Raw genomic sequence first — 23,478 nt, 5'->3', positions numbered from 1 at the left:
CCCACCATGTCCGACATCGCGATCATCATCCTCGCAGCGGGGCAGGGCACCCGAATGAAGTCCTCACTGCCGAAGGTGCTGCACCCGCTCGCCGGAATCCCGATGGTCTCCCACGTGCTCGCGACGGCCGAGGAGCTCGGGGCAGCCCACATCGTCGCCGTCGTGCGGCACGAGCGGGATGCCGTCGCGGCCGTGATCACCGAGCACGTTCCGCAGGCGATCATCGTCGACCAGGACGAAGCGCCAGGCACCGGCCGTGCCGTGGAGCTCGGGCTCGCCGGACTCCCCTCGGACTTCGTCGGCTCGGTCGTCGTTCTGAGTGCCGACGTCCCCCTGCTCGATGCGGCTACCGTTCACGCGCTCATCGAGACCCACGCCCTCGCTGGAAACGCGCTCACGCTGCTCAGTGCCTACTTCGCCGACCCGACCGGCGCCGGGCGCATTGTGCGGGATGGCGAGGGGGCATTCGAGTCCATCGTCGAGCAGAAGGATGCCACCGAGCAACAGCGGGAGATCACCGAGGTCAACGCCGGCGTGTACGTCTTCGACGCCTCCGCGCTGCGGGATGCCCTGGCGCGCATCGGCACGGACAACGCCCAGAACGAGAAGTACCTCACGGATGCCGCAGCCGGCATCCGCGCAACCGGCGGCCGCATCGAAGCGGTTCCGGTCACCGACCACTGGCTGGTCGCCGGCATCAACGATCGCGCCCAGCTCGGCGCCGCCGCGGCAGAGCTGAATGCCCGCATCGTCCGGGGGTGGCAGTTGAGCGGGGTGACCATCCAGGATCCCGCGACCACCTGGATCGACCTGGCCACGAGCATCGCAGAGGACGTGGAGATCCTGCCCGGCACTCAGCTCAAGGGCGCGACGGCTATCGAGCGCGGCGCGATCATCGGACCGGACACCACCCTCGTCGACTGCGAGGTCGGGGAGAACGCGGTGGTGAAGCGGGCGGATGCCACCCTCGCGGTGATCGGAGCGGACGCGACAGTCGGCCCTTTCGCCTATCTGCGACCGGGTACCTACCTTGGTGAGCGCGGCAAGATCGGCACCTTCGTCGAGACGAAGAACTCGACGATCGGCCGGGGTTCGAAGGTGCCCCACCTGAGCTACGTCGGCGACACGACGATCGGCGAAGGCACCAATCTCGGGGCCGGTGCCATCACGGCCAACTACGACGATCTGGTCAAGCACCGCACCGAGATCGGGTCCCACGTGCATTCCGGCTCGCACAACGTCTTCGTCGCCCCGGTTAGAATCGGTGACGGGGCCAAGACCGGAGCGGGAACGATCGTGCGCAAGGATGTGCCGGCCGGAGCTCTCGCGATGACCGTGGCTCCCCAGCGCAATGTAGAACGCTGGGTCGAGCAGAATCGGGCAGGCACGGCGGCCGCAAAAGCGGCTGCGGAGGCCGACTCCGAGGTCTGATCGCGTCGATATCGGCACCGCGTCACAGAAGTCAATTCAACGAGAGAGCAGGATCCGTGGCCGAGATCACCGCCAGTGGCAAGAAGCGATTGGTCCTCGTGACGGGGCGGGCGCATCCGCAGCTCGCGATCGACGTCGCCGCGGAGCTGGAGACCGAACTCGTGCACACCGATGCCCGCACCTTCGCCAACGGCGAGATCTATGCACGCTACGACGAGAGCGTACGCGGATGCGATGCCTTCGTCATCCAGTCCCACACCTATCCGATCAACGAGTGGCTCATGGAGCAGCTCATCATGGTGGACGCGCTGAAGCGGGCCTCTGCCAAGCGCATCACCGTCGTCGCGCCCTTCTATCCCTACGCCCGGCAGGACAAGAAGGGCCGCGGTCGCGAGCCGATCTCCGCCCGACTGGTCGCCGATCTGTTCAAGGCCGCGGGCGCCGACCGCATCATGAGTGTCGACCTTCATGCCGCCCAGATCCAGGGCTTCTTCGACGGCCCGGTCGACCACCTCTTCGCCATGCCGGTGCTGCTCAAGTACTTCCAGGAACGCCTCGACCCCGCCACCCTCACCGTCGTCTCGCCCGACATGGGCCGCGTGCGGGTCGCCGACATCTGGAGTGACAAGCTCGGAGCGCCGCTGGCCATCATCCACAAGCGTCGCGATCCCTTGGTGCCCAACAAGGTGACGGTTCACGAGATCGTCGGATACGTCAACGGCCGTACCTGCCTGATCGTGGACGACATGATCGACACCGGCGGCACGATCGTGAAGGCCGCGGAGGCGCTCAAGCTCGCCGGCGCGACCAATGTCGTCGTCGCTGCGACGCATGCGGTGTTCTCGCCCCCGGCGTCCGAGATCCTGCAGAGCGATTTCATCGACTCCGTCGTCGTCACCGACACCCTGCCGATTCCAGAGGAGAAGCGCTTCCCCACCCTCACCGTCCTGCCGATTGCGCCGCTCATCGCGAGCGCGATCCACGAGGTATTCAGCGACGGATCGGTCACCTCGATGTTCGACGGCGCGGCCTGACCCCAGCCCGTGCCGGAGGACGGACCGACGACATCCGGGCGGCCTGATCACTTCCGTCGGCTCTCGTAGAGTTGAGCCCATGACGATCACCACCCCGCGACCGTGGCTCTCCAGTTATGCCGAAGGCGTTCCTCACGAGATCGAGCTGCCGACCGGGTCGCTGTTCGACCTCGTCGAAGCCTCGGTGAGCGAGTTCGGCGACAACATCGCCCTGGAGTTCTTCGGCGCGACCACGACCTATGCGGAGCTCGGCGAACAGATCCTGCGTGCCGCGGAGGGCCTTCGCCTGCTCGGGGTGCAGAAGGGCGACACGGTCGCGCTGGTTCTGCCCAACTGCCCGCAACACGTCGTGGCCTTCTACGCGGTTCTGCGCCTCGGCGCGATCGTCGTGGAACACAACCCGCTGTACACCCCTCGTGAGCTGCGGCACCAGTTCGAAGACCACGGCGCAAAGGTCGCCATCGTGTGGAACAACGTCGTCGAGACCGTGCAGCAGTTTCCGGCGGATGTCGCGGTCGAGTCGATCGTGTCGATCGACGTCACCCGGGCGATGCCCTTCGGCACGCGCGCGTTGCTGAGGCTGCCGATCGCGCGGGCCCGCGCATCGCGCGCCGCGCTGACCACCACGGTTCGAGGCACCGTGCCGTGGCACAAGCTCCTCGATCACCCGACGGTCGACGGCCACATCTTCCGGCCGACGGCCGTGGATGTCGCGCTCATCCAGTACACGAGCGGCACGACCGGCTCGCCGAAGGGGGCCACCCTCACCCATCTCAATCTCGCGACCAACGCCGCCCAGTCCCGCGCCTGGGTGCCGACGGTCCACCGCGGAACCGCGGTCGTCTACGCGGTGCTCCCCATGTTCCACGCCTACGGGCTCACCCTCTGCCTCACCTTCGCGATGAGCATGGGGTCGAGACTGGTGCTCTTTCCCAAGTTCGATCCGGAGCTGGTGCTCGCGGTCGTGAAGAAGCACCCGGCCACGTTCCTTCCCGCGGTCCCTCCGATCTACGAGCGGCTCACCGCCGCGGCGGACGAGGCGGGAGTGTCGCTGAAGGGGATCGAGATCGCGATCTCCGGTGCCATGCCGCTCTCTGCATCCGTCGTCGAGCCGTGGGAGAAGCGCACCGGGGGATACCTCGTCGAGGGCTACGGGCTTTCCGAGACGAGCCCGGTGCTCATGGCCAACCCGGTGGGCCCGACCCGCCGCGCGGGCACGGTCGGACTGCCGCTGCCGAACACGGAGGTGAGGGTCGTCGATCCCGAGAACCCCGCGGTGGACCGGGCCGCTGGCGATGAGGGCGAGCTGATCGTGCGCGGACCGCAGGTGTTCTCCGGCTACTGGAAGAGGGCCGAGGAGACCGCGGAGGTCTTCGTGCCCGCAGCTGACGGTGACGAGGCCGGCCCGTGGTTCCGTACCGGTGACATCGTCACGATCGATGCGGACGGCTTCGTGAGCATCGTCGATCGCATCAAGGAGCTCATCATCACCGGGGGTTTCAACGTGGCGCCGAGCGAGGTCGAAGACGCCCTGCGGTCGCATCCCTCGGTCGCGGATGTCGCTGTGGTCGGCCTGCCGAGCGACCACAGCGGCGAGGAGGTGGTGGCCGCTGTCGTACTCGCGCCGGGCGCCGAACTCGACGAGCAGGGCCTGCGCGACTTCGTGCGACCGAACCTCGCCGGGTACAAAGTGCCCCGACGTGTCGTCGCGGTCGAGGAACTGCCGAAGTCCCTGATCGGCAAGGTGATCCGGCGCGAAGTGCGCGAGCGGTTGCAGGCGCGATAGGGGCGCTCCGGTAGACCGGTCGTGGTTCGGCGCCTCGTTCCGACGGGATATGGTGCTGGGATGGCCGGATCACACAGGGCGTCGTCATGGGGGACAACCCATGTGCCCACCATCCTCCGTTCGCTCGAGCCGCGGCTCCATCCCGGCGAGTTCGTGTTCGTCTCGGTGCAACCGGATCGCGCCTCGCGGTTGAACGCCATGGCGACGATCGTCGAACTGGAAGGAACCACCGTGGTGCTGCGGCGCCGCGATGCCGACGCGGAGTTCCTGCCGTACGACTTCGTTGCGCGCTGGATCACCCTCACCGCCCACTCCTCGCTCGAGACCGTGGGGCTCACGGCCACCATCTCGGTGGCGCTCGCCGAGGCGGGCATCAGCAACAATGTGCTCGCCGGATTCCACCACGACCACCTGCTCGTGCCCGGTCACCAGGCGGAACAGGCGATGGTCGTGCTGCGCGAGCTCTCCCGCGAGGAAGACTAGGCGTTCTTGCCGGGAAGGGGCACCGGCGACATCTTCGGCGAGATCGGGATCAGCCCCAGCGAGGCGACATTCTTCTCTCCGCCGAAGGCTCCGACCGTGTAACACTGCCAGCCGGGTCCGCCGGTGCCGAAGAATTCGAAGCGGGCGGATGCCCCGGTCGCCTCGGGTGCCTCGTAGGCGACCCAGGCGTTGCAGGCCTCCTGTGCGGTGGCGGCGGCTACGGACATCGTCGTCAGCATTCCGGGCAGCACGAGGCAGGCGATGCCCACCACGACCACGATGCGCAGCACGAACCGCATCCTCCGCAGGCGCGGAGTACCCTCGGTCGGCACGTAGCCGGCCAGTTCGGGCTCGTCGTCGTAGTTCATGGCGGTTCGATCTTGTCACGCTCCCGGTCGATTGCGGAGCCCGCGCGGTATCGTGCATCGACCCCGCAGACCGAATTGGAGACCCGTCGATGCCGACACCATCCTCATCGTCGGAGCCCGGGCGACTCGGCGATCCCGACAGCACCCTCGCCACCGACCCTCGCTCAGACCCGCGGATGCTCGCTGCCATGGCGCCGTTCCGGCTCGGCGAACGCACCTCCCCACCGCGCGTCTCGCCGGAGGATCCGCTCGAAGCCCGTCTCGCCTTCAGCCGACGGGCGGAGTCACGCCTCGAGTCCCTGTTCGATGCGCTCCTGGCCCAGCTCCCGCCCGTCACAGGGGTCGTTCGCTCGACCCGGGTCATCCCGGGCCCTCAGGGAGGAGAGATCGTTCTTTCGCAGCATCGGCCCGCGGAGGCCTCCGGGCCGCTGCCCGGCATCCTTCATGTCCACGGCGGCGGCATGGTGATGCTCAGTGGGGGCAACTCCGTGTACACGCGGTGGCGCGACGAGCTCGCGGCCGCCGGCCTCGTCGTGGTGGGAGTCGGGTTCCGGAACGCGGCGGATGAGACCGGGCACCATCCCTTCCCCGCTGGCCTCGACGACGTCGCGGCCGCGGCGCACTGGGTGTCGGCCCATCGTGCAGAGCTCGGAATCTCGTCGCTGGTGCTCCAGGGTGACTCGGGTGGGGCGAATCTGGCCCTCGCCGCCTGCATCCGCGCCGGTCGAGAGGGGGCCAGGGTCGTCGATGGTGTCTACGCCTCGGTGCCGTATATCTCGGGGCTCTATGAATGGCTCGGGGAAGACAATCCCGCCGAGCTGCCGTCGCTCACCGAGAACGACGGCTATTTCATGAGCAACGCCCTCAACAGCATCCTGAGGGATCTCTACGACCCCGGGCGGGCGAACCGTCACAACCCGCCCGCCTGGCCGTATTTCGCGACAGTCTCCGACCTGCGGGGACTGCCACCGCACGCGATCTCGGTCAATGAACTCGACCCGTGCCGCGACGAGGGGCTTGCCTACGCGCGCACTCTTCGCGAGGCGGGGGTCACCGTGGTGGAGCGCACCGTTGCCGGTGTGTGCCACTTCGGCGACGGGCTCTTCCGGGCGGCGCTTCCGGATGTCTACGCGCAGTCGGTCGCGCACGTCCGCGACTTCGCGCACAGCCTGTAGCCGCCGACCCCCACCGCAGCGTCGACGGCGCGGGCTCGCACCGCCGACCTGCCGCCCGACCTAGTGCGCGCTGCCTTCCGACTCGATCTCGGAGCGGTCGCCGCTCCACAGCGTGTGGAAGGTTCCCTCCTTGTCGACGCGCTTGTAGGTGTGTGCGCCGAAGAAGTCCCGCTGGCCCTGGGTGAGGGCGGCCGGGAGTCGGTCGGCGCGCAGGCTGTCGTAGTACGCGAGGGAGGAGGCGAACACGGGCGCGGGGATGCCCGCGTGCGCGGCATCCGCCACGACGTTGCGCCAGGAGTCCTGCGCCTTCGCCACCACATCGGTGAAGAACGGTGCGGTCACCAGCGAGACCAGCGTCGGATCTTCGGCGTAGGCCTCCGTGATGCGGTTGAGGAAGCGGGCGCGGATGATGCAGCCGCCGCGCCAGATCTTGGCGATCTCGCCCTTCTTGATGTCCCAGTCGTACTGCTCCGCACCGGCGACGATCGCATCGAAACCCTGGCTGTAGGCGATCACCTTCGAGGCGTAGAGCGCCTGCCGAACTCCCTCGATGAAGCCGTCGACGTCTTCGACGGGGGATGCCGTCGGTCCGGGCAGCTCCGCGGCCGCGGCACGCTGGGCCGGCTTAGACGAGACGGATCGGGCGAAGACGGCTTCGGCGATGCCGGAGACGGGGATACCGAGGTCGAGCGCGGTCTGCACGGTCCAGACGCCGGTGCCCTTCGATCCGGCCTGGTCGAGGATCACGTCGACGAGGGGCTTGCCGGTCTCGGCATCCACCTGGCGAAGCACCTCGGCGGTGATCTCGATGAGGTAGCTCTCGAGCTCTCCGGTGTTCCACTCGGCGAAGATGTCGGCGATCTCGGCCGGGGTCTTGCCGGTGCCGCGGCGGATGAGGTCGTAGGCCTCGCCGATGAGCTGCATGTCGGCGTATTCGATGCCGTTGTGGATCATCTTGACGAAGTGTCCGGCTCCGTCGTGGCCCACGTGCGTGACGCAGGGCTCGCCGTCGACGACGGCGGCGATCGACTCGAGGATCGGGCCGAGGGTCACCCAGGACTCGTCGGACCCGCCGGGCATGATCGAGGGGCCGAGAAGGGCGCCCTCTTCGCCGCCCGAGATCCCGGCGCCCACGAAGTTGATGCCCGTCTCGCGCACGGCCTTCTCGCGGCGGATGGTGTCGGTGAAGAGCGAGTTGCCTCCGTCGACGATGATGTCGCCGGGTTCGAAGACCTTGACGAGTTCGTCGATGACCGCATCCGTGCCCTTACCCGCCTGCACCATCACGATGGCGGCGCGGGGCTTGGAGAGGGCGGCCGCGAACTCGGCGTAGTTCGTGGTGCCGATGAAGTTCGCCTCGGGATGCTCGGAGAGCAGAGTGTCGGTCTTCTCGTGACTGCGATTGAAGACGGCGACGGTGTTGCCCTCGCGGCTCGCGAGGTTGCGGGCGAGGTTGCTGCCCATGACGGCGAGCCCGACGACTCCGATGTTTGCGGCTGAATTCTCTGGCACGGGCTCTCTCCTTGCGAAAAACGAACAGTTAGCTCAACAGTAGCTTTCAGTCGCGGGGCAGCGACTGGACGTAACGGTGCATGACCGCGAGATCGAGATCCCCCAGACCGGCAGATACCAGCCCATCGAAGGATCCCCGCAGCACGTCGAGAACGGGAGTCATCGTGCCAGTCGCTGACGCTGCCGCCGCGGCGAACCCGAGGTCTTTGACCATGTAGCGAGCGATGCCCGTCGGTCTGTAGTCGCCGTCGATGATCAATTGCTTCTTCGCCTCGAGCACTCGACTTCCGGCGTATCCACCCTCGAGGAGGGAGAGCAGCGCAGCGATATCCAGGCCGGACCGCTCTGCGATGACACTGGCCTCTGCGATGGCCGAGATAGTCGCCGCGACGATCAACTGGTTGCATGCCTTGGCGATGTCGCCGGAGCCGAGAGGCCCGAGATGCACGGGCGTGCCAAAGGTCGAGAGTACCGGGCGCACCTGATCAAAACTGTGACTGTCACCCCCGACCATGATCGAGAGGGTTGCGGCGATGGCGCCCTCCGTGCCGCCGGATACCGGTGCGTCGACGATCTTCATCCGTCCGCTCGAGGCAACGGACAAGCGCTCTGCCACCTCGCGGATTCCCATGGGCGACACCGACGAACAAACCACGACGGTGGCGCTCGATTCGGAGCTCGATACCGCGTCCCGGCCGAACAGGAGTTCTTCTACCTGAGGCATGTCGGGCACCATGATGATGATGATCGAGCAGGCGTCGGCGAGTTGCCGGGGGGTCGCTACCCACTCTGCTCCCGCCTCGAGGGCATCGGCGGCGCGATATCGAGACCGCCCGGTGACGCGGAGGGATCGGGACTGCCCCCGGTTTGGTTGACTCTTGACCTGTGGAGATTCGTCTCCGCTGGAAGGATGTCACCATGCCCAAGCCCTACCCGCCCGAGTTCCGCCGCGATGTTGTCGCGGTCGCTCGCAAGCACGAAGCCCCGCTGAACCAGATCGCGAAGGACTTCGGAATTTCGGAGTCGTGTCTGGCGTACTGGCTGAAGAAAGCCGACGTCGAAGAGGGGGTGAAGCCTGGCGTGACGGAGAAGGAGTCGGCTGAGCTGCGGGAGGCGCGGAAACGGATCCGGCTGCTGGAGCAGGAAGCCGAGGTAATGCGCCGCGCCGTCGCCTACCTCTCCCGGGATGTCAACCCAAAATGATGTACCCGCTGGTCCGCGAACTGGCCGTCGACGGAGTCCCCGTCACGGTGACCTGCCGGGTATTGCGCTTCTCCAAACAAGCCTTCTATCAGTGGCTCCGAAACCCCGTCTCGCAACGTGATTGGGACGACGCTCACCTGACCAACGCGGCGTGGGACGCCCACCGGGACGACCCCGCGTTCGGCTACCGGTTCATCAGCGACGAACTCAACCAGGCTGGCCTGAAGGCGGGCGAGAACCGGGTTTGGCGGCTCTGCTCCCAGCAGCGGCTCTGGTCCGTGTTCGCGAAGAAACGCGGCCTGAGGGGCAAAGCCGGCCCGCCCGTGCATGACGACCATGTCCAGCGGAACTTCACCGCGACACGCCCTAACCAGCTGTGGTTGACGGACATCACCGAGCATCGCACCGACGAAGGCAAAATCTACCTCTGCGCGATCAAGGACGTGTGGTCGAACAAGATCGTCGGCTACTCCATCGACTCCCGAATGAAAGCATCCCTGGCGGTCGCTGCGGCCCGCAACGCAATCGGGCAACGCGACATCGCCGGCACGATTCTGCACTCCGACCGCGGCTCTCAATTCCGCTCCAACGCCTTCGTGCGGGTGTTGAAGAACAACGCCATCACCGGGTCGATGGGCCGCGTCGGCGCATGCGGCGACAACGCCGCGATGGAGTCCTTCTTCGCCCTCCTGCAAAAGAACGTCCTCGACCGGCAACGATGGGCCACGAGGGAAGAGCTACGCCTCGCGATCGTGGTCTGGATCGAGCGAACCTACCATCGCAAGCGTCGGCAACGCCGCCTCGGCAAACTCACCCCGATCGAGTTTGAGACAATAAACATGGCCCTCAACGCCGCGTGAAACCACTAACCCACCGAGTCAACTGAACTCGGGGCAGTCCCATCCGATGTCGGCCTTCAGGTAGTTCAACGCCATCGGCAGCCCCATCTTGCCGAGGCCGATAAATCCCACGGACTGCTCAGCTCGGACGGACTTTCCAGGCACCTGAGTCATGAAAACAGCATACAGAACACTGTTCATCAGAATGGATACATCGCTAAGATTAACCCGAATCCTCATGACAGAGGGCGTGATTCATTGAGGGGAAGAGCGGCGATGCGGGAGGCGGAGGAGAAGGGTGCACTGGCACCGGCCGTGCAGAAAGCCATCCGGATTCTGGATCTGCTCGCAGCCTCCCCGGGGCGCCCGAAGCCTCTGAGCGACATCGCCCGCGAACTCGGGATCGCGAAGTCGTCCACCTCCAATCTCTGCGCCTCCCTCGAGGAGGGCGGCCTCATCCGTCGCACGGCGGGAGGGTTCCTGCTCGGTCGTCGCTCTGTCGAACTCGGCAGTGCCTATCTCGCCGGCTTCGACCAGATACGCGAGTTCTATCGCATCTGCGAGGAGTCCGAGGTGTTGAGTCGCCAGCTCGTTCAGATAGCCATGCTCGATGGGGTGCGCTCGCTCTATCTCGCCGTGTATGAGGGCAGAGAGCGATTTCCGCTCTCCGCCAGCGTCGGCGACCGTTACCCGGCATCGGCGACTGCCGTGGGAACGGCGTTGCTGGCCGAGCTCTCACCCGCGCGGATCGAGGCGCTCTTTCGCGAGCCGAGCCATCTCGTCAGTCTGACGAACCGGTCGACCTCTGACCTGGCTTCCCTGCAGGCGAAGCTGGAAATCACCCGCCGAAACGGGTACGCGGTCGACGATGGCGAAGTTCACCCCAGCGTCTTCGCCCTGGCCACTCTCGTGCCCTCGACCCGTGCCGATGAGCCGTCGTTCGCGATCGGAGTCTCCCTCGTGCATCCGAGTGACACGCTCGGGGAGCGAGAGAGGGTGCTCCGGGCGCTGCAGCAGGCATCCGCCGAACTTTCGCGTCCCGTGCTCGTCCACCCCCGGCACGAGGATGACCTGACCAGCGCAGATCGAACTACCACCGAGGAGTTCCAATGACCGCACTATTCGACCTGACCGGCCGTATCGCCCTCGTCACGGGATCCAGCCGCGGCATCGGTCTGACTCTCGCTCGCGGACTCGCGAGATCGGGAGCCCGCGTCGTGCTGCACGGGCGCGACCAACAGGCTCTGGACGCCGCCAGGGAGACGGTGCTGGCGGAATCGGGGGGAGAGGTCGCGACTGCCCGTTTCGATGTGACCGATGCCGCCGCCGTAGATGGTGGAATCAGCGAGATCGAATCCTCGGTCGGGTCTGTGCAAATCTTGGTGAACAACGCCGGAATCCAGCGCCGCGCGCCGTTCACCGAGTTCGCGCTGAGCGACTGGAACGAACTTGTCGCATCGAACCTGACGAGTGCGTTCCTTGTCGGCCAAAGGATCGCTCGAGGTATGGTCGACGCCGGATCGGGCAAGATCATCAATATCGGATCGGTGCAATCACAGCTCGGCCGCCCGGGAATCGCCGCCTATGCCGCGACAAAAGGGGGCATCGCGATGCTCACCAAGGGGATGTGCGCCGACCTCGGGCCACGCGGCATCCAGGTGAATGCGATCGCGCCAGGGTATTTCGCCACCGAATTGACCAAGTCCCTCGTCGACGACGAGACCTTCAGTCAGTGGGTGCGCACGCGCACTCCAGCCGGACGGTGGGGCGATACCGAAGATCTGGTCGGCGCGGTCGTGTTTCTCGCGTCCGGAGCATCAGATTTCGTCAACGGCCAGGTCCTCTATGTCGACGGCGGCATGACCGCAGTGGTCTGAGTTGCCATCCCCTATTCGCGCCAGACCCATATCGAGAGAGAGAACATGACGACGGACCTTCCAGAAACCGCCCTCGGCGTGGTCGCCCACGCGAAAGACGAGCTTCGGATCGAGCCTGTTGCGTTGAAACGGCCCGAAGCGCATCAGGCGGTGGTAGACATCGCCTACGGCGGCATCTGTGGATCGGATCTGCACTACTGGACGCACGGGGCAGCGGGGGAGTCCATCCTGAAGGCCCCCATGGTTCTCGGCCACGAGGTCGTGGGCACCGTGCGAGTCGCCGCGGCCGACGGATCCGGACCACGGATCGGAGCCTCCGTCGCGGTCCACCCGGCCACCCCCGGACCCGGCGACGGCGGCCGTTACCCCGAGAACAGACCCAATCTCTCCCCGGGGTGCACCTATCTGGGCAGTGCCGCCCGATTTCCGCACACCGACGGCGCGTTCGCGCGGACCGTCGTGCTCGACAGTCGGATGCTGCGAGAGCTGCCCACGGGCCTGTCCCTGCGAGACGCCGCACTCGTGGAGCCGGCGAGTGTGGCCTGGCATGCTGTGTCGCGCGCGGGTGAGGTGAAGGGAAAGCGCGTGCTCGTGACCGGAAGCGGTCCGATTGGACTGCTGATCATCGCGGTGCTGCGCAGAGCAGAGGCCGCGGAGGTCATCGCCACCGACATGTTCGAAACCCCACTCGCGATCGCGACGGCTGTCGGCGCGACACGCACACTTCTTGCAACGGACGCTGACGCGATTGCCGCCGTGGACGCCGACATCGCGATCGAATCGTCCGGCAGTTTTCGGGGACTCGCGAGCGCCATGCGTGGCACGACCCGCGGCGGCCGGGTCGTCATGGTGGGGCTGTTGCCCTCGGGGGAGCAGCCCGCACTCATCTCACTCGCGATCACCCGGGAGCTCGACCTGGTCGGATCCTTCCGTTTCAATGACGAGATCGACGAGGTGATCGCGGCGATCGCCGATGGATCTCTCGACGTCGCATCCGTCGTCACACACGAGTTCCCGGTCGAGGAGTCCCTTGAGGCCTTCACGATCGCGAACCAGCCAGCGGTCTCGGGCAAGGTGCTGTTGAGATTCTGAGTCGCGGCCCCGCGCTCGGCCCGCGACCAGGCCGTCAGCCCGCGACAGCCGGATCGATCACCCCGAGAAGGGGCTCTCCCAGGTTCGCCCGGCGCACGTTTTCTTCCACACGCTTCGCGAGGGTGCGCCAGTAGGCGTCCTCCGGGTTGGCCGAGTGCGGTGTTATCAACGCGTTTGGCAGCCGCCACAAGGGATGATCGGAGGGCAACGGCTCTGGATCGGTGACGTCGAGAGCCGCTCCTGCGATCTCGCCAGCGCCAAGCGCCGCAACGAGTTCGTCGGTGACCACGAGATCTCCTCGCGCGACGTTGATGAGCCAGGCGCCCGATTTCATCGCTGCCAGCTCGGCGGCGCCGATCATTCCTCGCGTCTCCGATGTCGATGGAGCGGTCAGTACGACGTAGTCGGCATCGGGCAGCACTTCCCGGTACCGGTCGCGCGGAACCGTGCGTTCCGCGCCAGGGAACGGGCCCGAATTCGATACCGCGATGATCACGCAGTCAAATGGTTTCAGTAGGGTGACGAGCGCCTGACCGATGCCCCCCGCTCCGATGATGGCGACAGTGCTCCCCGCCAAAGACCGGGTGTTCTTCGACGTCCATTCGGTCGCACGAGCAAGGATGTGTAGGCCCTTTGCCCCGAGAAGCATGAGGGCGAGCACATGTTCGGCCACCTGTGGCGAGTAAGCGCCGGCGGCACTCGTCCAGACCGGCTCTGCCGTGATGTATCCCGGTTGGGTCCAACGCTCGACTCCGGCGTGCGGCAGCTGGATCCAGAGGATCCGTTCGCTGATCATGTCGACGACTTCGCGGGCATCGTCTGATCCGTGATAGACGATCGCATTCGCTTCCGCGAGTGGCACGACCCGGCCGCCGCCTCGAACCACAGCCTCCTCGAGATCGGGCAGCTGATTCGGTCCGACATAGACCCTGACGTCGTCGATTGCTTTCATCACTGCTCTTCCCGTTCGTCGTTCCGCAACTCGTCCACGAGGCGACGAAGATATTCGGCGCTCCGCTCCTGCATCCACAGGGCGTCTCCGCCATAGTGCTCCACCACCATCGGTCCGCTGTAGCCCGCCGCCAGTGCTTCTGTGACCGCGAGTCGATAGTCGATGGTGCCGTCCCCCAGCGCCGTCGGTGCGACCGCGAAGGGACCACCCGGCGCCAGCGTGGACCGAGTGTAATTCTTGAGGTGCCAGTAGGTCATGTGAGGCAGGCATCCCCGAAGGGTATCGAGCCAGGATTCGCGGAGTGGGGTGACGGATCGCACGAGATTTCCGAGGTCGGGGTTCACCCCGAAATTCGGGCGATCCACGGCGGCCATCAGCCGAGCCACATCCTCGGAAGTGCACAGCAGTGAGTCTTCGTAGAGTTCGATGTTCAGGTCGATCTCGAGCTCCGCGGCCGCATCACAGACCACCGCCACACGCCGGGCCGCAACATCCCAGTTCTCCTCGGTGCGGTCATCCGCCCGGCCCGCGTGTTCCCAGAATTGCGCGGACTGTCGTTGCGCGTCGACGAGAGCGGGATGAAATCCCACGCCCACCCTTCGGAGCCCGAGCCGGTGTGCGACCTCCAAGATTTTCAGGGTGTACTCGAGGTTCTCTTCGCCGAACTCCGGATCGATGAGACTTCGGCGAGAGGTGCCCAAGCAGGGCGCCGTGAGGCCAAGATCCACCAGGATGCTTCCGAGATCATCGACCTCGCTGGCCGTCAAGTTCACGAAGGGGAGCCAGTTATCCAGCAGATCCACCCGGCTGAAACCGCTGCGTTTCAGTCGTCGGAGTTCGCTGCGCCAACTCATCGGCCCGGCGCCGCGCCGGGCACCGGGGGTCTGGGTGCACAGCGCGAGTACGCTGCCCACGATCGACTCATCCACAGCTGTCATAGATCCCTGGCTCCCTTACCCGAGTGGTGCTGTGTCGCGCTCGTTTTACCAACGCGACCGCCAGAACTCTATGGAACATTCCGGTTCCATCATTGGCATTTGTTCAACAGACTGAACTCTGAGCGGAAAATTCCCCATTCTCTCGGCCCTGCGTTCAGCCAGTTGAACGTAAGTCTTGTTTGCCGTTGCCGCGAGTGTTTGAGTGACTGCCGACAGTAAAGACATGGGGAACCCGATGGAGAGTTTCAGATGAGCGCCAGCGTAGGTGGCGATGTGATGATCGCGTCGCTTCTCGCACCCAGAGCGACGCTCGAGAAATTGGCGAGCGGATGCGTCTGGGCGGAAGGTCCTGCCTGGATCGCCGGTGACCAGAGCGTGCGGTGGAGCGACATCCCCAACGACCGAATCATGCAATTCCATCCGGGCACCAACACCACGAGCGTCTATCGTGCGGGTGTCGGTTTCACCAACGGGCGAACGACCGATGCAACCGGGGCAGTCGTGCAGTGCTCGCATGGCGCGCGGGCGATCGAACGCGACGACGGTCACACCGTCACCACGATCGCCGCAGCCTGGGCGGGGCGCCGATTCAACAGCCCGAATGACGTGGTCGTTCATTCCGACGGCTCGATCTGGTTCACCGATCCGCCTTATGGAATACAGGTGAGCGGAGAGGGTCATCCAGGGGAGCGCGAGTACGGCGACAACTTCGTCTTCCGGATCGATCCCAGCGACACCTCAGTGACTGTCGTGATTGCGGATATCGAAGAACCCAACGGCCTTGCCTTCTCGCCGGATGAGTCGATTCTCTACGTGTCAGACACTTCTGCCGCCCGCGCGAGCGGCGGAGGTGGAAATCGTCACATTCGCGCCTACGACACCATCGACGGTCTGACCTGCAAAAACGGCCGGACCATCGTGAGTCTGCAATCGGGTCTTCCCGACGGATTTCGCGTCGACGAGCACGGGCGAGTCTGGACTTCCTCCGACTCGGGAGTGCAGATCTTCTCCCCGGCGGGCGATCACCTCGCAACCATCGACGTGCCAGAGGTCGTCAGCAATCTGTGTTTCGGCGGCGCCGACGGCTCGGATCTCTACATCACCGCCACCACGAGCCTGTACCGGATTCGTACTCGCACCACAGACGCATCCGCACTCTGGCGACGAAAGTAGGGCCCGATGACCTTGACCCCCGCGCGACCCGCAGTCGCCACCGATACCGCCTCCAGCACCCCGTCACCCGCCGCATTTCGAGCTGGCCTGATCCTCTCCCACATGGGCGACCGGCGAGTGCCGTTGACGATCAGCGACATCGCGCTTCACCTGGATCTTGCGAAATCCTCCGTCTTCAACCTGCTTGTCAGTCTCGAAGCCTCCCACATGGTCAGGAGAGGGGAGCACGGCTGGGTGCTGAGCTACCGGATGCTGGAGCTGAGCCGCTCGATGCTCGCCTCGAGCACGATGGTGGCCGAGTTCGGTCACATCCCGCGGGCGCTGACAACGCTCCACAGCGAAACCACTCTCCTCGCCGTACTCGACGGCACGGATGTGATCTACCTCGCTCGCAACGGCGGTACTCAGCCGGTTCGATTCTTGGCGGCCGTCGGAAGTCGGGCTCCCGCCGGCGTCACGGGTCTCGGTAAGGCGATGCTGGCGAGCCTTTCGGATCTCGAACTCGATACCCGACTCGCCACCATCGGCGAGCTCCCGCGACCTACTGTCCGTTCGCATCGGAGTGTCGACTCGTTGCACGCCGATCTGATGCAAATCAGGGAGCGAGGGTACGCGATAGATGACGAGCAAGGGGTGGTGGGCGTCACCTGTGTGGCGGTCGCATTCGTCTCAGAAGGCATGCCCGCTGCGGTGAGCGCCACACTGCTCGCTCCCCGGGCCACCGGAGACATGCGCTCACGACTGGCATCCGAACTTTCCATCCTCGCCCGCGGGCTGAGCGATCAGGAGCAACTATGAGTACCTCACTTCTCAGCGTGGAAAATCTCAACAAGACCTTCTTCGCGACACGCGCCGCTCGAGACGTGTCGTTCACCGTAGAACAGGGCGAAATCGTCTCCCTACTCGGTGAAAATGGTGCCGGCAAATCGACGGTGATCAAGATGTTGGCGGGGGTGTACAAACCCGATAGCGGGCGGATGCTCCTTTCGGGCAGTGACCTGTCGACTCCCGGCACGAGGTCGAAGATGTCTTTCATCCACCAGAATCTCGGTCTCATCGACTGGATGACTGTGGCCGAGAACATGGCCATCACCCTGGGGTACCCGCGCCGATTCGGTCTCGTTGACATGAAAGAGCTCCGCCGCCGATCGCGCGAAATCCTTGACCTCGTGGGGGGAGGGATCGACCCCGACGCTCGTGTTTTCGATCTGCCGCGCACCGAGCGCAGCCTGCTCACCATCGCGCGAGGTCTCGTTTCGAACCCGAAGCTGCTGGTGCTCGACGAGCCGACCGCATCCCTTCCCGCGGCGGATGTCGAGCGCCTCTTCACAGTTCTTCGAAGGCTGCGAGACACCGGCGTCGGCATGATCTATGTCTCGCACCGCCTCGACGAGGTGTATGAGATTTCAACGCGAACCGTGGTGATGAGAAGTGGCGCTGTCGTCGCCGAGCGATCAGTTCATGGACTGTCTCACACCGAACTCGTGGAGCTGATCGTCGGCCATGAGGTATCGACAATCACTTTCGAAGAGCCCGGCGTTGAGCCCCGGCTCGAACTCGCCGATGTGCGGGTGAATGATGTCGGTCCCATGAACCTTGTCGCGCCACGCGGAGAAGTCATCTCGATCTGCGGACTACGTGGCGCGGGCCAGGACGAGATCGGTCGTGCCATTGCGGGGGCGATAAAGATCGACTCGGGCGCGCTGTCGATCGATGGAACACCCGCGCGGTTCGGCAGCCCTTACGGCGCGGTCAAAGCGGGCATCGGTTTTGCCACGTCCAACCGAGAGACCGAATCTGTGGCGTCCGGCCTGACCGTGCGCGAGAACCTCTTCCTTAACCCTTCCATCTGGGGGCGAAAAGCACTCTCGTTCTTCTGGCCGGGGACCGAACGAAAAGAGGCGCTCGAGCAGATTCGCGCGTTCGGGGTCCGCCCTGCCGATACCGAACTGTCACTGGACACCTTTTCCGGCGGCAACCAACAAAAAGTGATCCTCGCGCGCTGGTTGAGTGCCGGACGCAAGATCCTGGTTCTCGAAGAACCCACCATGGGCGTGGATATCGGAGCGAAGTCGGACATCTACGGCCTCTTGCGTGATGCCGCGAGAGCCGGAACAACGGTTGTCGTCGTCTCCACCGACATGGAGGAGGTCGCCAAGATCAGCCACCGCGCGATCGTGATGGAGCGTGGCCAGCCCACAGCGAGCCTCAGCGGCGCAGACCTGACCATAGCCAATCTCGTCGCCGCAGCATCGGGCCTTGAATTCCACACACTCACCGAGGAGCACACATCATGACGATGAATACGTCCGTCCGTTCGACGGCGCTCGAACCGCCGCGCGGCACACCGTGGTACCGGCAGTTGACCACCACCTACGGGCTCGTCGTGCTCACTGCCATCCTCTTCGTGATCTTCGCGATTCTGAGGCCCAACACCTTTGCCACGCTGCTGAATTTCCAGCTGCTCGCGTCATCTCAGTCGATTCTCCTGATCCTGGCCCTTGCCGTGACGATTCCGATGATCGCGGGAAAGATCGACCTTTCCATCGGCTATGGAGCGGGCCTCTGGCAGGTCATGGCGTTGAATTTGCAACTCCTGGGCGTCGATTACCGCCTGTCGATACTCCTCTGTCTCGTTGGCGGAGCGCTGATCGGACTGCTGAACGCGCTGCTGGTCGAACTTGCACAGGTAGACGCGTTCATCGCCACCCTGGCGACCGGGCAGGTAATCTTCGCGATCACGTTCTGGATCACCGGGGGCCGTCAGATCACCGATTCGGCCGGCCAGCGGGCCGCTGCGTTCGACAAGCTCGCCGCGTGGTCGGCGGGACCGCTGCCGGGGACCTTCGTTATCGCACTGGTACTGGGTCTCGTGATCTTCGTGCTGCTCGAATACTTCCCGATCGGACGCTACCTGTATGCGATCGGCGCGAACCCCCGCGCAGCAGAGCTGACCGGCGTTCCGCGCCGTAAGTATGTTGTCGGAGCGATGGTCTCCTCTGGCGTGATGGTTGCGATCGCGGGAGTACTCATCGCCTCCCGCTCCAACGGCGTGGTGCAGTCCAACATCGGACCCGAGTTCCTTCTCCCCGCTCTCACGGCAGCCTTCCTCGGGTCGACCACGATTCGCCCGGGGCGGATGAACGCGCTCGGCACGATCATCGGCGTCACGATCGCGACCATCGGTATCTCGGGACTGCAGCAACTCATCCCCGGACAGTTCTACCTCGAACCCCTCTTCAACGGCCTGACGCTTGTCGCCGCGATCACAATCGCGTCGGTGACGAGCCGGAGGAGGGTAGCGCGAGCTGAGGCCACACCGCCCAACAAAAAACCGGTGGCTGGCGATCCGTCGCCAGCAACCTCGGTCGGTACCGCCGTCTCGCCGCCACCCCTGTGAGCCCGTACCGGTAACACAGCGCAGAACTTCACTCCCTCCGGCCGCAGCAGCGGGTCGGGGCACCATCAAGAGACAGGAAAGCAATGAAGCTGAAAAATAGGCGGTTCTCTATCGCCGTCGCCGTAGTAACCCTTGTGCCGATGCTCGCACTCGCAGGTTGCTCGAGTGCGAGTGTGTCGAGTCAGAATTCGGCATCGCCGTCGGCGAGCGGTGGATCCAGCGCCGGCAAATTCGACTCCATCCTCCCCAAGGGTGACCCGGTCGCATTCTCGAAGGCGCTCGTAGAAAAGAGCCTCACTGCATCGGAGGGGTTCACGCCTCCCTCCACAGGCCCGAAGGCTCAAAAGCCGGGCGCGAAAATCGCGTACGTCGCGGGTGACCTTGCCAACGGCGGTCACAACGCGATGGGTAAGTCAGTGCAGGAAGCCGCCGCGAAGATCGGCTGGACCGTGAGCGTGTACGACGGCCACGGAACCCCGCAGGGCAACACCGATGCGATGAACCAGGCGATCACGTCCAAGCCGGACGCGATCATCCTCGGTGGTCTCGACCCGACGGAGCAGGCTCCCGCCATCACCACTGCCACTTCGGAAAAAATCCCCGTGATCGGATGGCACGCCGGCGTTCTCACCGGGCCGGGCAACGGGCTCGTCACGAACGTGGGAACCGACCCGCTCGTCGTCGCACAACTCGCTGCTGCCTATGCGGTCGCGAACTCGAACGGCAAGGCGGGGGTCGCGGTATTCACGGACGGCCAGTACGAGCTCGCCGTCACCAAAGCCCGCGCGATGGAGGCATATATCAAGGCGTGTAAAGGATGCAGCGTCCTTTCGTTCCAGGACTCCCCGATCGCGACCGCTGACCAGCGTATGCCCGGAATCGTCTCGAACCTCTTGCAGCAAAATGGTAAGAAGCTCACGTACCTGCTCGCTGTAAACGGTAACTACTTCAGTGGGGCGTCCCGTGCTCTGAAAGACGCAGGAATCGCCGCCGCTGGACCCCCGCAGTCCATCGGCGCTGGCGACGGTGACGCCGCAGACATGCAGCGTATCCGCAGCGACAGCTACCAAGCCGCAACTGTCGCCGAGCCCATTCCGCTGCAGGGGTGGCAGCTCATCGACGAGGTGAACCGCGCTTTTGCCGGCGAGAAGCCCTCGACATTTGTGGCGGCGCCCGGTCTGATCACGAAACAGAACGTACCCTCGGGTGACGTGTTCGATCCCGCCAGTGGGTTCCGTGACGTGTACTTGAAGGTCTGGGGCAAGTAGTCCTGTGCGAATGGCCCGTCTCGCTCTGCGAAGACGGGCCATTCTGTGCGGTCACACGGGAGTGGCGACCGACGATGGACGTGAAAGAAACTCCGTCTACCAGAACGAACAGAAGGCGGCGTGGAACGTACCGTGCGCAATAGGGTCGACCCATGAACTCGTCACCGCTTATCGTCGTCATGGGGGTAAGCGGATCCGGAAAATCGACAATCGGGGAGGCTCTCGCTGCCCGGCTCGGCGTCCGGTTCGACGACGCGGACGCGCTGCATCCGGCCTCCAACGTGGCGAAGATGGCGTCGGGTATGGCTCTCACCGACGACGACCGTATGCCCTGGCTCGCCCTTGTCGGCGCAGAGCTTGCTGCCGCAACCGGTGGTCTCGTCATCGCGTGCTCCGCGCTCAAGCGGGTTTACCGGGAGGCGATCCTCGCCGCGGCGCCCTCCACCCGGTTTGTTTTCCTCGACGGGTCGCGGACGCTGCTTGAATCGCGCGTGCGGCATCGGGAGGGTCACTTCATGCCCGCATCTCTTCTCGACTCGCAACTCGCAACGCTCGAACCTCTCACGCCGCACGAGCCGGGCGTGCGGGTCTCGCTCGACGATCACCCCACGGTGGAGTCGGTCGTGCGAACACTGGTTGCTCTGCTGACCCCGCAGGTCGAGTAGGTCGCCCCGCGACCGTATCGAGACCCGACGCGATCCGTGTAAACTCTCAAGCTGTACTTCGGCGAGGGATGCCATGCATCCGTTATCGACGCGGTGGATCGGGCACGTGGCTGCTTTCAGCCCCAAGTCTTTCCTCACGCTGATGCGTTCGAGTGGAAACCAATAGACGCGGCCACTGTGCTGAACCACAGAAGGTCCGCCAAGGAGAAAAATGTCTGAGAAAAAGGCTCACAAAGAGCTCACCAACAAGATTTCGGCGGAATCCCGCACCACCTTCGGCAAAGGCGTTGCTCGCAAGCTTCGCGCTGCCGGCAAGGTGCCCGCGGTCGTCTACGGTCACGGCACCGAGCCGCAGCACGTGAGCCTTCCGGCCCACGAGGTCGCGCTCCTGCTGCGCAAGGCGAACGCCATCCTGGACCTTCAGCTCGACGGTGGAGCCAACCAGCTCGCCCTCGTCAAGGACGTGCAGAAGGACCCGCTTCGCCAGATCATCGAGCACATCGACCTGATCGTGCTGCGCAAGGGCGAGCGCGTCGAGGTAGACGTCGCCGTGCACGTCTCGGGCGAGCCGGCCTCCGGAACCTCCGTCGACCTGGACGCCAAGTCGATCACGATCGAGGCGCTAGCCACCAACATCCCCCAGAACGTCGTCGTCGACGTCGAGGGACTCGAAGCCGGCACGCAGATCTTCGCGAAGGACGTCGCGCTGCCCGAGGGCTCGGTGCTCGTCACCGACCCCGAGGTGCTCGTCGTCGCGATCAGCATCCCGGTCGAGCAGGACCTGGGCGAGACCCCCGAGGTCGAAGAGACCGAGGAAGCTCCCGCCGAGGAAGCTGCCGCAGAGTAGTAAAACTCACCACCACCCTGCAGTAGCGGTCCATGGACTCCACTCAGTGGCTCGTAGTCGGGCTCGGCAACCCCGGGCCCGACTACGCCAGCAATCGACACAATGTCGGCCAGATGGTTCTGGCCGAGCTCGCGGACCGTGCCTCGGCATCCTTCCGCTCGCACAAGACCAACTCGACCGTCGCCGAGGGGCGTACCGGGCTCGAGGGCCCGCGGCTGGTGCTCGCCAAGCCCAACAGCTTCATGAATCTCTCCGGCGGTCCGGTCGCGTCTCTGCTCAATTTCTACAAGATCGAGCCGGCGCAACTCATCGTCGTTCATGACGAACTCGACATCCCGTTCGACAAGCTCAAGATCAAGTTCGGTGGCGGACATGGCGGCCACAACGGCATCCGCGACATCATCTCGGCTATCGGCACCGGCGATTTCACGCGAGTGCGGGTCGGCATCGGTCGTCCGCCGGGTCGGCAGTCCGCGGCCGACTTCGTGCTGCGCGACTTCGGATCCACCGAGCGCGCCGTGCTTCCGAACCTTCTGACGGATGCCGCGGACGCCGTCGAGTCGATCGCGCGCGACGGCCTCATCGCGGCCCAGCTGCGCTTCCACACGGCCCCGCCGGTCGAGTAGGTCGCCCCGGGCGGTCGTATCGAGATCCCGTCATCAGGCTCCCGGTGCCGCGGTAGCCCCCGGCTGTTTTCCGGCACCGCGCTGAGCAACAACCCGCACTGCGCTCTTACTGCCATCGCTCGACTTCTCCACGACGACGACTGCTGTGCCGACGACGAAGTCTGAGGCCGTGGCCGGCACTTTGGGCGTGCCGTAGTGGGTCGCAGATCCCACGGTGACGTGCTGTGTCGCGCCGGCACGGGTGGTGATCGTCCAGCTGGAGCCCGCGATCCCCGCGATCTCTCCCCGAATGATCGTGTGGCCGGCCACTTTTCGTGCCCCAGCCACGGGGCGGTGGGATGCTGTCGGCGCCACCACCGCGGATCCCACGGTCTGGTACGAGGCGGCGACCGCCCTACCGACTCCCCAGGCTGTGAGCCCGGCGACGACCACGACGGCGAGCGCCGCGGCGGTGATGCCCAACGCGAGCGGATGACGCCCCAAGAACGACCGGGCGGTCATCCCTGAAACTCCCGGGTCGTCACCGGGGGAGCGTGGCTCGGTCACGCCAAGCGGCTGGGTGGCCTCCGGGTAGGGCTGCGCAGAGGTAAATGGCTGGGTATCAGCGAGGTCTATCGTCTCGGGATACGGTGCCGTGTCGGCGGGCTGAGATGGCGCGTCATTGTCGCCAGGGCTGGACTGGTTGGGGGAGGGCTTCTTCGATGTGACCATGACGTCACCTCACCACTGCAACGTTGGCGCGGAGTACGGGCCGTGTTTGGGCGGTGTAAGGGTCGAATATTGTGGCGCTGTCCGATCAAGCGGCACGA

The 23,478-nt window shown here is 65.1% G+C and carries 24 protein-coding genes and 1 pseudogene; 17 read left to right on the top strand and 8 right to left on the bottom strand.

What is annotated here, in order from left to right:
- Positions 1-6 precede the first annotated feature (6 nt).
- The 4 genes from glmU to F1C58_RS12605 all read left to right on the top strand — a co-directional run bounded on the left by glmU (position 7) and on the right by F1C58_RS12605 (position 4,734).
- Positions 7-1,431: a bifunctional UDP-N-acetylglucosamine diphosphorylase/glucosamine-1-phosphate N-acetyltransferase GlmU gene (glmU, locus tag F1C58_RS12620; RefSeq protein ID WP_185201437.1), complete on the top strand. Its 1,425-nt coding sequence runs from the start codon at positions 7-9 to the stop codon at positions 1,429-1,431.
- Between the two features lie 56 nt (positions 1,432-1,487).
- Entirely contained in the window at positions 1,488-2,465 is a 978-nt protein-coding gene (locus tag F1C58_RS12615; RefSeq protein WP_185201436.1) for a ribose-phosphate diphosphokinase, read from the top strand.
- A gap of 79 nt (positions 2,466-2,544) precedes the next feature.
- Entirely contained in the window at positions 2,545-4,251 is a 1,707-nt protein-coding gene (locus F1C58_RS12610) for a long-chain-fatty-acid--CoA ligase (RefSeq protein WP_185201435.1), read from the top strand.
- Positions 4,252-4,353: 102 nt separating this feature from the next.
- The gene (locus F1C58_RS12605) at positions 4,354-4,734 is read left to right on the top strand and encodes an ACT domain-containing protein (protein ID WP_255461099.1); all 381 of its coding nucleotides are present in this window, start codon (positions 4,354-4,356) and stop codon (positions 4,732-4,734) included.
- Here F1C58_RS12605 and F1C58_RS12600 read toward each other — a convergent pair.
- Positions 4,731-5,102 carry a hypothetical protein gene (locus tag F1C58_RS12600; protein WP_185201433.1) on the bottom strand — a complete coding sequence of 124 codons (372 nt, stop codon included), beginning with the start codon at positions 5,100-5,102 and terminating at the stop codon, positions 4,731-4,733. The two genes, F1C58_RS12605 and F1C58_RS12600, sit on opposite strands and share 4 nt — an antisense overlap.
- Before the next feature lie 89 nt (positions 5,103-5,191).
- Here F1C58_RS12600 and F1C58_RS12595 point away from each other — a divergent pair, with 89 nt between their 5' ends.
- A complete protein-coding gene (locus F1C58_RS12595) occupies positions 5,192-6,277 on the top strand; it encodes an alpha/beta hydrolase fold domain-containing protein (RefSeq protein ID WP_185201432.1) in 1,086 nt (361 codons plus the stop codon).
- A gap of 60 nt (positions 6,278-6,337) precedes the next feature.
- Here the strand turns inward: F1C58_RS12595 and gndA are convergent, their stop codons facing one another.
- The 3 genes and pseudogenes from gndA to F1C58_RS16990 all read right to left on the bottom strand — a co-directional run.
- Complete coding sequence (gene gndA / locus F1C58_RS12590) at positions 6,338-7,741, bottom strand: NADP-dependent phosphogluconate dehydrogenase (RefSeq protein WP_370543717.1); 1,404 nt, start codon at positions 7,739-7,741, stop codon at positions 6,338-6,340.
- Between the two features lie 94 nt (positions 7,742-7,835).
- Positions 7,836-8,303, bottom strand: coding sequence for an NAD(P)-dependent oxidoreductase (locus tag F1C58_RS16995; protein ID WP_370543716.1), 468 nt, complete (start codon positions 8,301-8,303; stop codon positions 7,836-7,838).
- Positions 8,295-8,579, bottom strand: a pseudogene (locus F1C58_RS16990) (NAD(P)-binding domain-containing protein); the annotation flags it as partial. The gene F1C58_RS16995 and the pseudogene F1C58_RS16990, both read right to left, overlap by 9 nt.
- A gap of 128 nt (positions 8,580-8,707) precedes the next feature.
- On the opposite strand from F1C58_RS16990, the gene F1C58_RS12580 reads away from it, so the two are divergent.
- A protein-coding gene (locus F1C58_RS12580) for an IS3 family transposase (protein WP_185200817.1) occupies positions 8,708-9,852 on the top strand; the annotation gives its coding sequence in 2 pieces (ribosomal slippage) (positions 8,708-8,987 and positions 8,987-9,852; 1,146 coding nt in all).
- A gap of 18 nt (positions 9,853-9,870) precedes the next feature.
- Here F1C58_RS12580 and F1C58_RS12575 read toward each other — a convergent pair.
- Positions 9,871-10,005 carry an NAD(P)-binding domain-containing protein gene (locus F1C58_RS12575; protein WP_185201429.1) on the bottom strand — a complete coding sequence of 45 codons (135 nt, stop codon included), beginning with the start codon at positions 10,003-10,005 and terminating at the stop codon, positions 9,871-9,873.
- Between the two features lie 102 nt (positions 10,006-10,107).
- Between F1C58_RS12575 and F1C58_RS12570 the strand changes: the two genes are divergently transcribed.
- From F1C58_RS12570 to F1C58_RS12560, 3 genes are read left to right on the top strand one after another with little or no spacing between them, the layout of a single operon-like run.
- Complete coding sequence (locus tag F1C58_RS12570; RefSeq protein ID WP_185201428.1) at positions 10,108-10,944, top strand: IclR family transcriptional regulator; 837 nt, start codon at positions 10,108-10,110, stop codon at positions 10,942-10,944.
- Complete coding sequence (locus F1C58_RS12565; RefSeq protein WP_185201427.1) at positions 10,941-11,708, top strand: SDR family oxidoreductase; 768 nt, start codon at positions 10,941-10,943, stop codon at positions 11,706-11,708. The genes F1C58_RS12570 and F1C58_RS12565 overlap by 4 nt, the downstream gene beginning before the upstream one ends.
- A 45-nt stretch (positions 11,709-11,753) precedes the next feature.
- Positions 11,754-12,800, top strand: a complete 1,047-nt coding sequence (locus F1C58_RS12560; RefSeq protein ID WP_185201426.1) for an L-idonate 5-dehydrogenase — start codon at positions 11,754-11,756, stop codon at positions 12,798-12,800.
- Positions 12,801-12,834: 34 nt separating this feature from the next.
- Here the strand turns inward: F1C58_RS12560 and F1C58_RS12555 are convergent, their stop codons facing one another.
- Together F1C58_RS12555 and F1C58_RS12550 are read right to left on the bottom strand one after the other, a co-directional pair.
- Positions 12,835-13,752 (bottom strand): D-isomer specific 2-hydroxyacid dehydrogenase family protein, encoded by a 918-nt coding sequence (locus F1C58_RS12555; RefSeq protein WP_185201425.1) that lies wholly within the window; start codon positions 13,750-13,752, stop codon positions 12,835-12,837.
- Positions 13,752-14,690 carry a sugar phosphate isomerase/epimerase gene (locus tag F1C58_RS12550; protein ID WP_185201424.1) on the bottom strand — a complete coding sequence of 313 codons (939 nt, stop codon included), beginning with the start codon at positions 14,688-14,690 and terminating at the stop codon, positions 13,752-13,754. The genes F1C58_RS12555 and F1C58_RS12550 overlap by 1 nt, the downstream gene beginning before the upstream one ends.
- Positions 14,691-14,939: 249 nt before the next feature.
- Between F1C58_RS12550 and F1C58_RS12545 the strand changes: the two genes are divergently transcribed.
- The 8 genes from F1C58_RS12545 to pth all read left to right on the top strand — a co-directional run bounded on the left by F1C58_RS12545 (position 14,940) and on the right by pth (position 22,669).
- Positions 14,940-15,863 (top strand): SMP-30/gluconolactonase/LRE family protein, encoded by a 924-nt coding sequence (locus F1C58_RS12545; protein ID WP_255461098.1) that lies wholly within the window; start codon positions 14,940-14,942, stop codon positions 15,861-15,863.
- 6 nt (positions 15,864-15,869) lie between these two features.
- Positions 15,870-16,661: an IclR family transcriptional regulator gene (locus F1C58_RS12540; RefSeq protein WP_185201423.1), complete on the top strand. Its 792-nt coding sequence runs from the start codon at positions 15,870-15,872 to the stop codon at positions 16,659-16,661.
- Positions 16,658-18,160, top strand: a complete 1,503-nt coding sequence (locus F1C58_RS12535) for a sugar ABC transporter ATP-binding protein (RefSeq protein ID WP_185201422.1) — start codon at positions 16,658-16,660, stop codon at positions 18,158-18,160. The genes F1C58_RS12540 and F1C58_RS12535 overlap by 4 nt, the downstream gene beginning before the upstream one ends.
- Positions 18,157-19,263: an ABC transporter permease gene (locus tag F1C58_RS12530; protein WP_219731972.1), complete on the top strand. Its 1,107-nt coding sequence runs from the start codon at positions 18,157-18,159 to the stop codon at positions 19,261-19,263. The genes F1C58_RS12535 and F1C58_RS12530 overlap by 4 nt, the downstream gene beginning before the upstream one ends.
- 173 nt (positions 19,264-19,436) lie before the next feature.
- Entirely contained in the window at positions 19,437-20,531 is a 1,095-nt protein-coding gene (locus F1C58_RS12525) for a substrate-binding domain-containing protein (protein ID WP_185201421.1), read from the top strand.
- Between the two features lie 152 nt (positions 20,532-20,683).
- Entirely contained in the window at positions 20,684-21,196 is a 513-nt protein-coding gene (locus F1C58_RS12520; RefSeq protein WP_185201420.1) for a gluconokinase, read from the top strand.
- Positions 21,197-21,407: 211 nt separating this feature from the next.
- Positions 21,408-22,043 (top strand): 50S ribosomal protein L25/general stress protein Ctc, encoded by a 636-nt coding sequence (locus F1C58_RS12515; protein ID WP_185201419.1) that lies wholly within the window; start codon positions 21,408-21,410, stop codon positions 22,041-22,043.
- Between the two features lie 32 nt (positions 22,044-22,075).
- Positions 22,076-22,669 (top strand): aminoacyl-tRNA hydrolase, encoded by a 594-nt coding sequence (gene pth, locus F1C58_RS12510; RefSeq protein ID WP_185201418.1) that lies wholly within the window; start codon positions 22,076-22,078, stop codon positions 22,667-22,669.
- 33 nt (positions 22,670-22,702) lie between these two features.
- Here the strand turns inward: pth and F1C58_RS12505 are convergent, their stop codons facing one another.
- Positions 22,703-23,380: a hypothetical protein gene (locus tag F1C58_RS12505; RefSeq protein ID WP_185201417.1), complete on the bottom strand. Its 678-nt coding sequence runs from the start codon at positions 23,378-23,380 to the stop codon at positions 22,703-22,705.
- Between the last annotated feature and the right edge of the window lie 98 nt (positions 23,381-23,478).

It is taken from the genome of Glaciihabitans sp. INWT7, assembly GCF_014217685.1.
Lineage (GTDB): Bacteria > Actinomycetota > Actinomycetes > Actinomycetales > Microbacteriaceae > Lacisediminihabitans.
Note: the sequence above shows the minus strand (reverse complement) of the source record. Positions and strands in the feature narration are given on the sequence as shown.

Excerpts from the sequence above, each read along its gene's own strand:
- glmU (WP_185201437.1), top strand. The coding sequence starts at position 7 with ATGTCCGACATCGCGATCATCATCCTCGCAGCGGGGCAGGGCACCCGA.
- F1C58_RS12610 (WP_185201435.1), top strand. The coding sequence starts at position 2,545 with ATGACGATCACCACCCCGCGACCGTGGCTCTCCAGTTATGCCGAAGGC.
- F1C58_RS12600 (WP_185201433.1), bottom strand. The coding sequence starts at position 5,102 with ATGAACTACGACGACGAGCCCGAACTGGCCGGCTACGTGCCGACCGAG.
- F1C58_RS12595 (WP_185201432.1), top strand. The coding sequence starts at position 5,192 with ATGCCGACACCATCCTCATCGTCGGAGCCCGGGCGACTCGGCGATCCC.
- gndA (WP_370543717.1), bottom strand. The coding sequence starts at position 7,741 with ATGGGCAGCAACCTCGCCCGCAACCTCGCGAGCCGCGAGGGCAACACC.
- F1C58_RS16995 (WP_370543716.1), bottom strand. The coding sequence starts at position 8,303 with ATGGTCGGGGGTGACAGTCACAGTTTTGATCAGGTGCGCCCGGTACTC.
- F1C58_RS12575 (WP_185201429.1), bottom strand. The coding sequence starts at position 10,005 with ATGACTCAGGTGCCTGGAAAGTCCGTCCGAGCTGAGCAGTCCGTGGGA.
- F1C58_RS12570 (WP_185201428.1), top strand. The coding sequence starts at position 10,108 with ATGCGGGAGGCGGAGGAGAAGGGTGCACTGGCACCGGCCGTGCAGAAA.
- F1C58_RS12565 (WP_185201427.1), top strand. The coding sequence starts at position 10,941 with ATGACCGCACTATTCGACCTGACCGGCCGTATCGCCCTCGTCACGGGA.
- F1C58_RS12560 (WP_185201426.1), top strand. The coding sequence starts at position 11,754 with ATGACGACGGACCTTCCAGAAACCGCCCTCGGCGTGGTCGCCCACGCG.
- F1C58_RS12555 (WP_185201425.1), bottom strand. The coding sequence starts at position 13,752 with ATGAAAGCAATCGACGACGTCAGGGTCTATGTCGGACCGAATCAGCTG.
- F1C58_RS12550 (WP_185201424.1), bottom strand. The coding sequence starts at position 14,690 with ATGACAGCTGTGGATGAGTCGATCGTGGGCAGCGTACTCGCGCTGTGC.
- F1C58_RS12545 (WP_255461098.1), top strand. The coding sequence starts at position 14,940 with ATGAGCGCCAGCGTAGGTGGCGATGTGATGATCGCGTCGCTTCTCGCA.
- F1C58_RS12540 (WP_185201423.1), top strand. The coding sequence starts at position 15,870 with ATGACCTTGACCCCCGCGCGACCCGCAGTCGCCACCGATACCGCCTCC.
- F1C58_RS12535 (WP_185201422.1), top strand. The coding sequence starts at position 16,658 with ATGAGTACCTCACTTCTCAGCGTGGAAAATCTCAACAAGACCTTCTTC.
- F1C58_RS12530 (WP_219731972.1), top strand. The coding sequence starts at position 18,157 with ATGACGATGAATACGTCCGTCCGTTCGACGGCGCTCGAACCGCCGCGC.
- F1C58_RS12520 (WP_185201420.1), top strand. The coding sequence starts at position 20,684 with ATGAACTCGTCACCGCTTATCGTCGTCATGGGGGTAAGCGGATCCGGA.
- F1C58_RS12515 (WP_185201419.1), top strand. The coding sequence starts at position 21,408 with ATGTCTGAGAAAAAGGCTCACAAAGAGCTCACCAACAAGATTTCGGCG.
- pth (WP_185201418.1), top strand. The coding sequence starts at position 22,076 with ATGGACTCCACTCAGTGGCTCGTAGTCGGGCTCGGCAACCCCGGGCCC.
- F1C58_RS12505 (WP_185201417.1), bottom strand. The coding sequence starts at position 23,380 with ATGGTCACATCGAAGAAGCCCTCCCCCAACCAGTCCAGCCCTGGCGAC.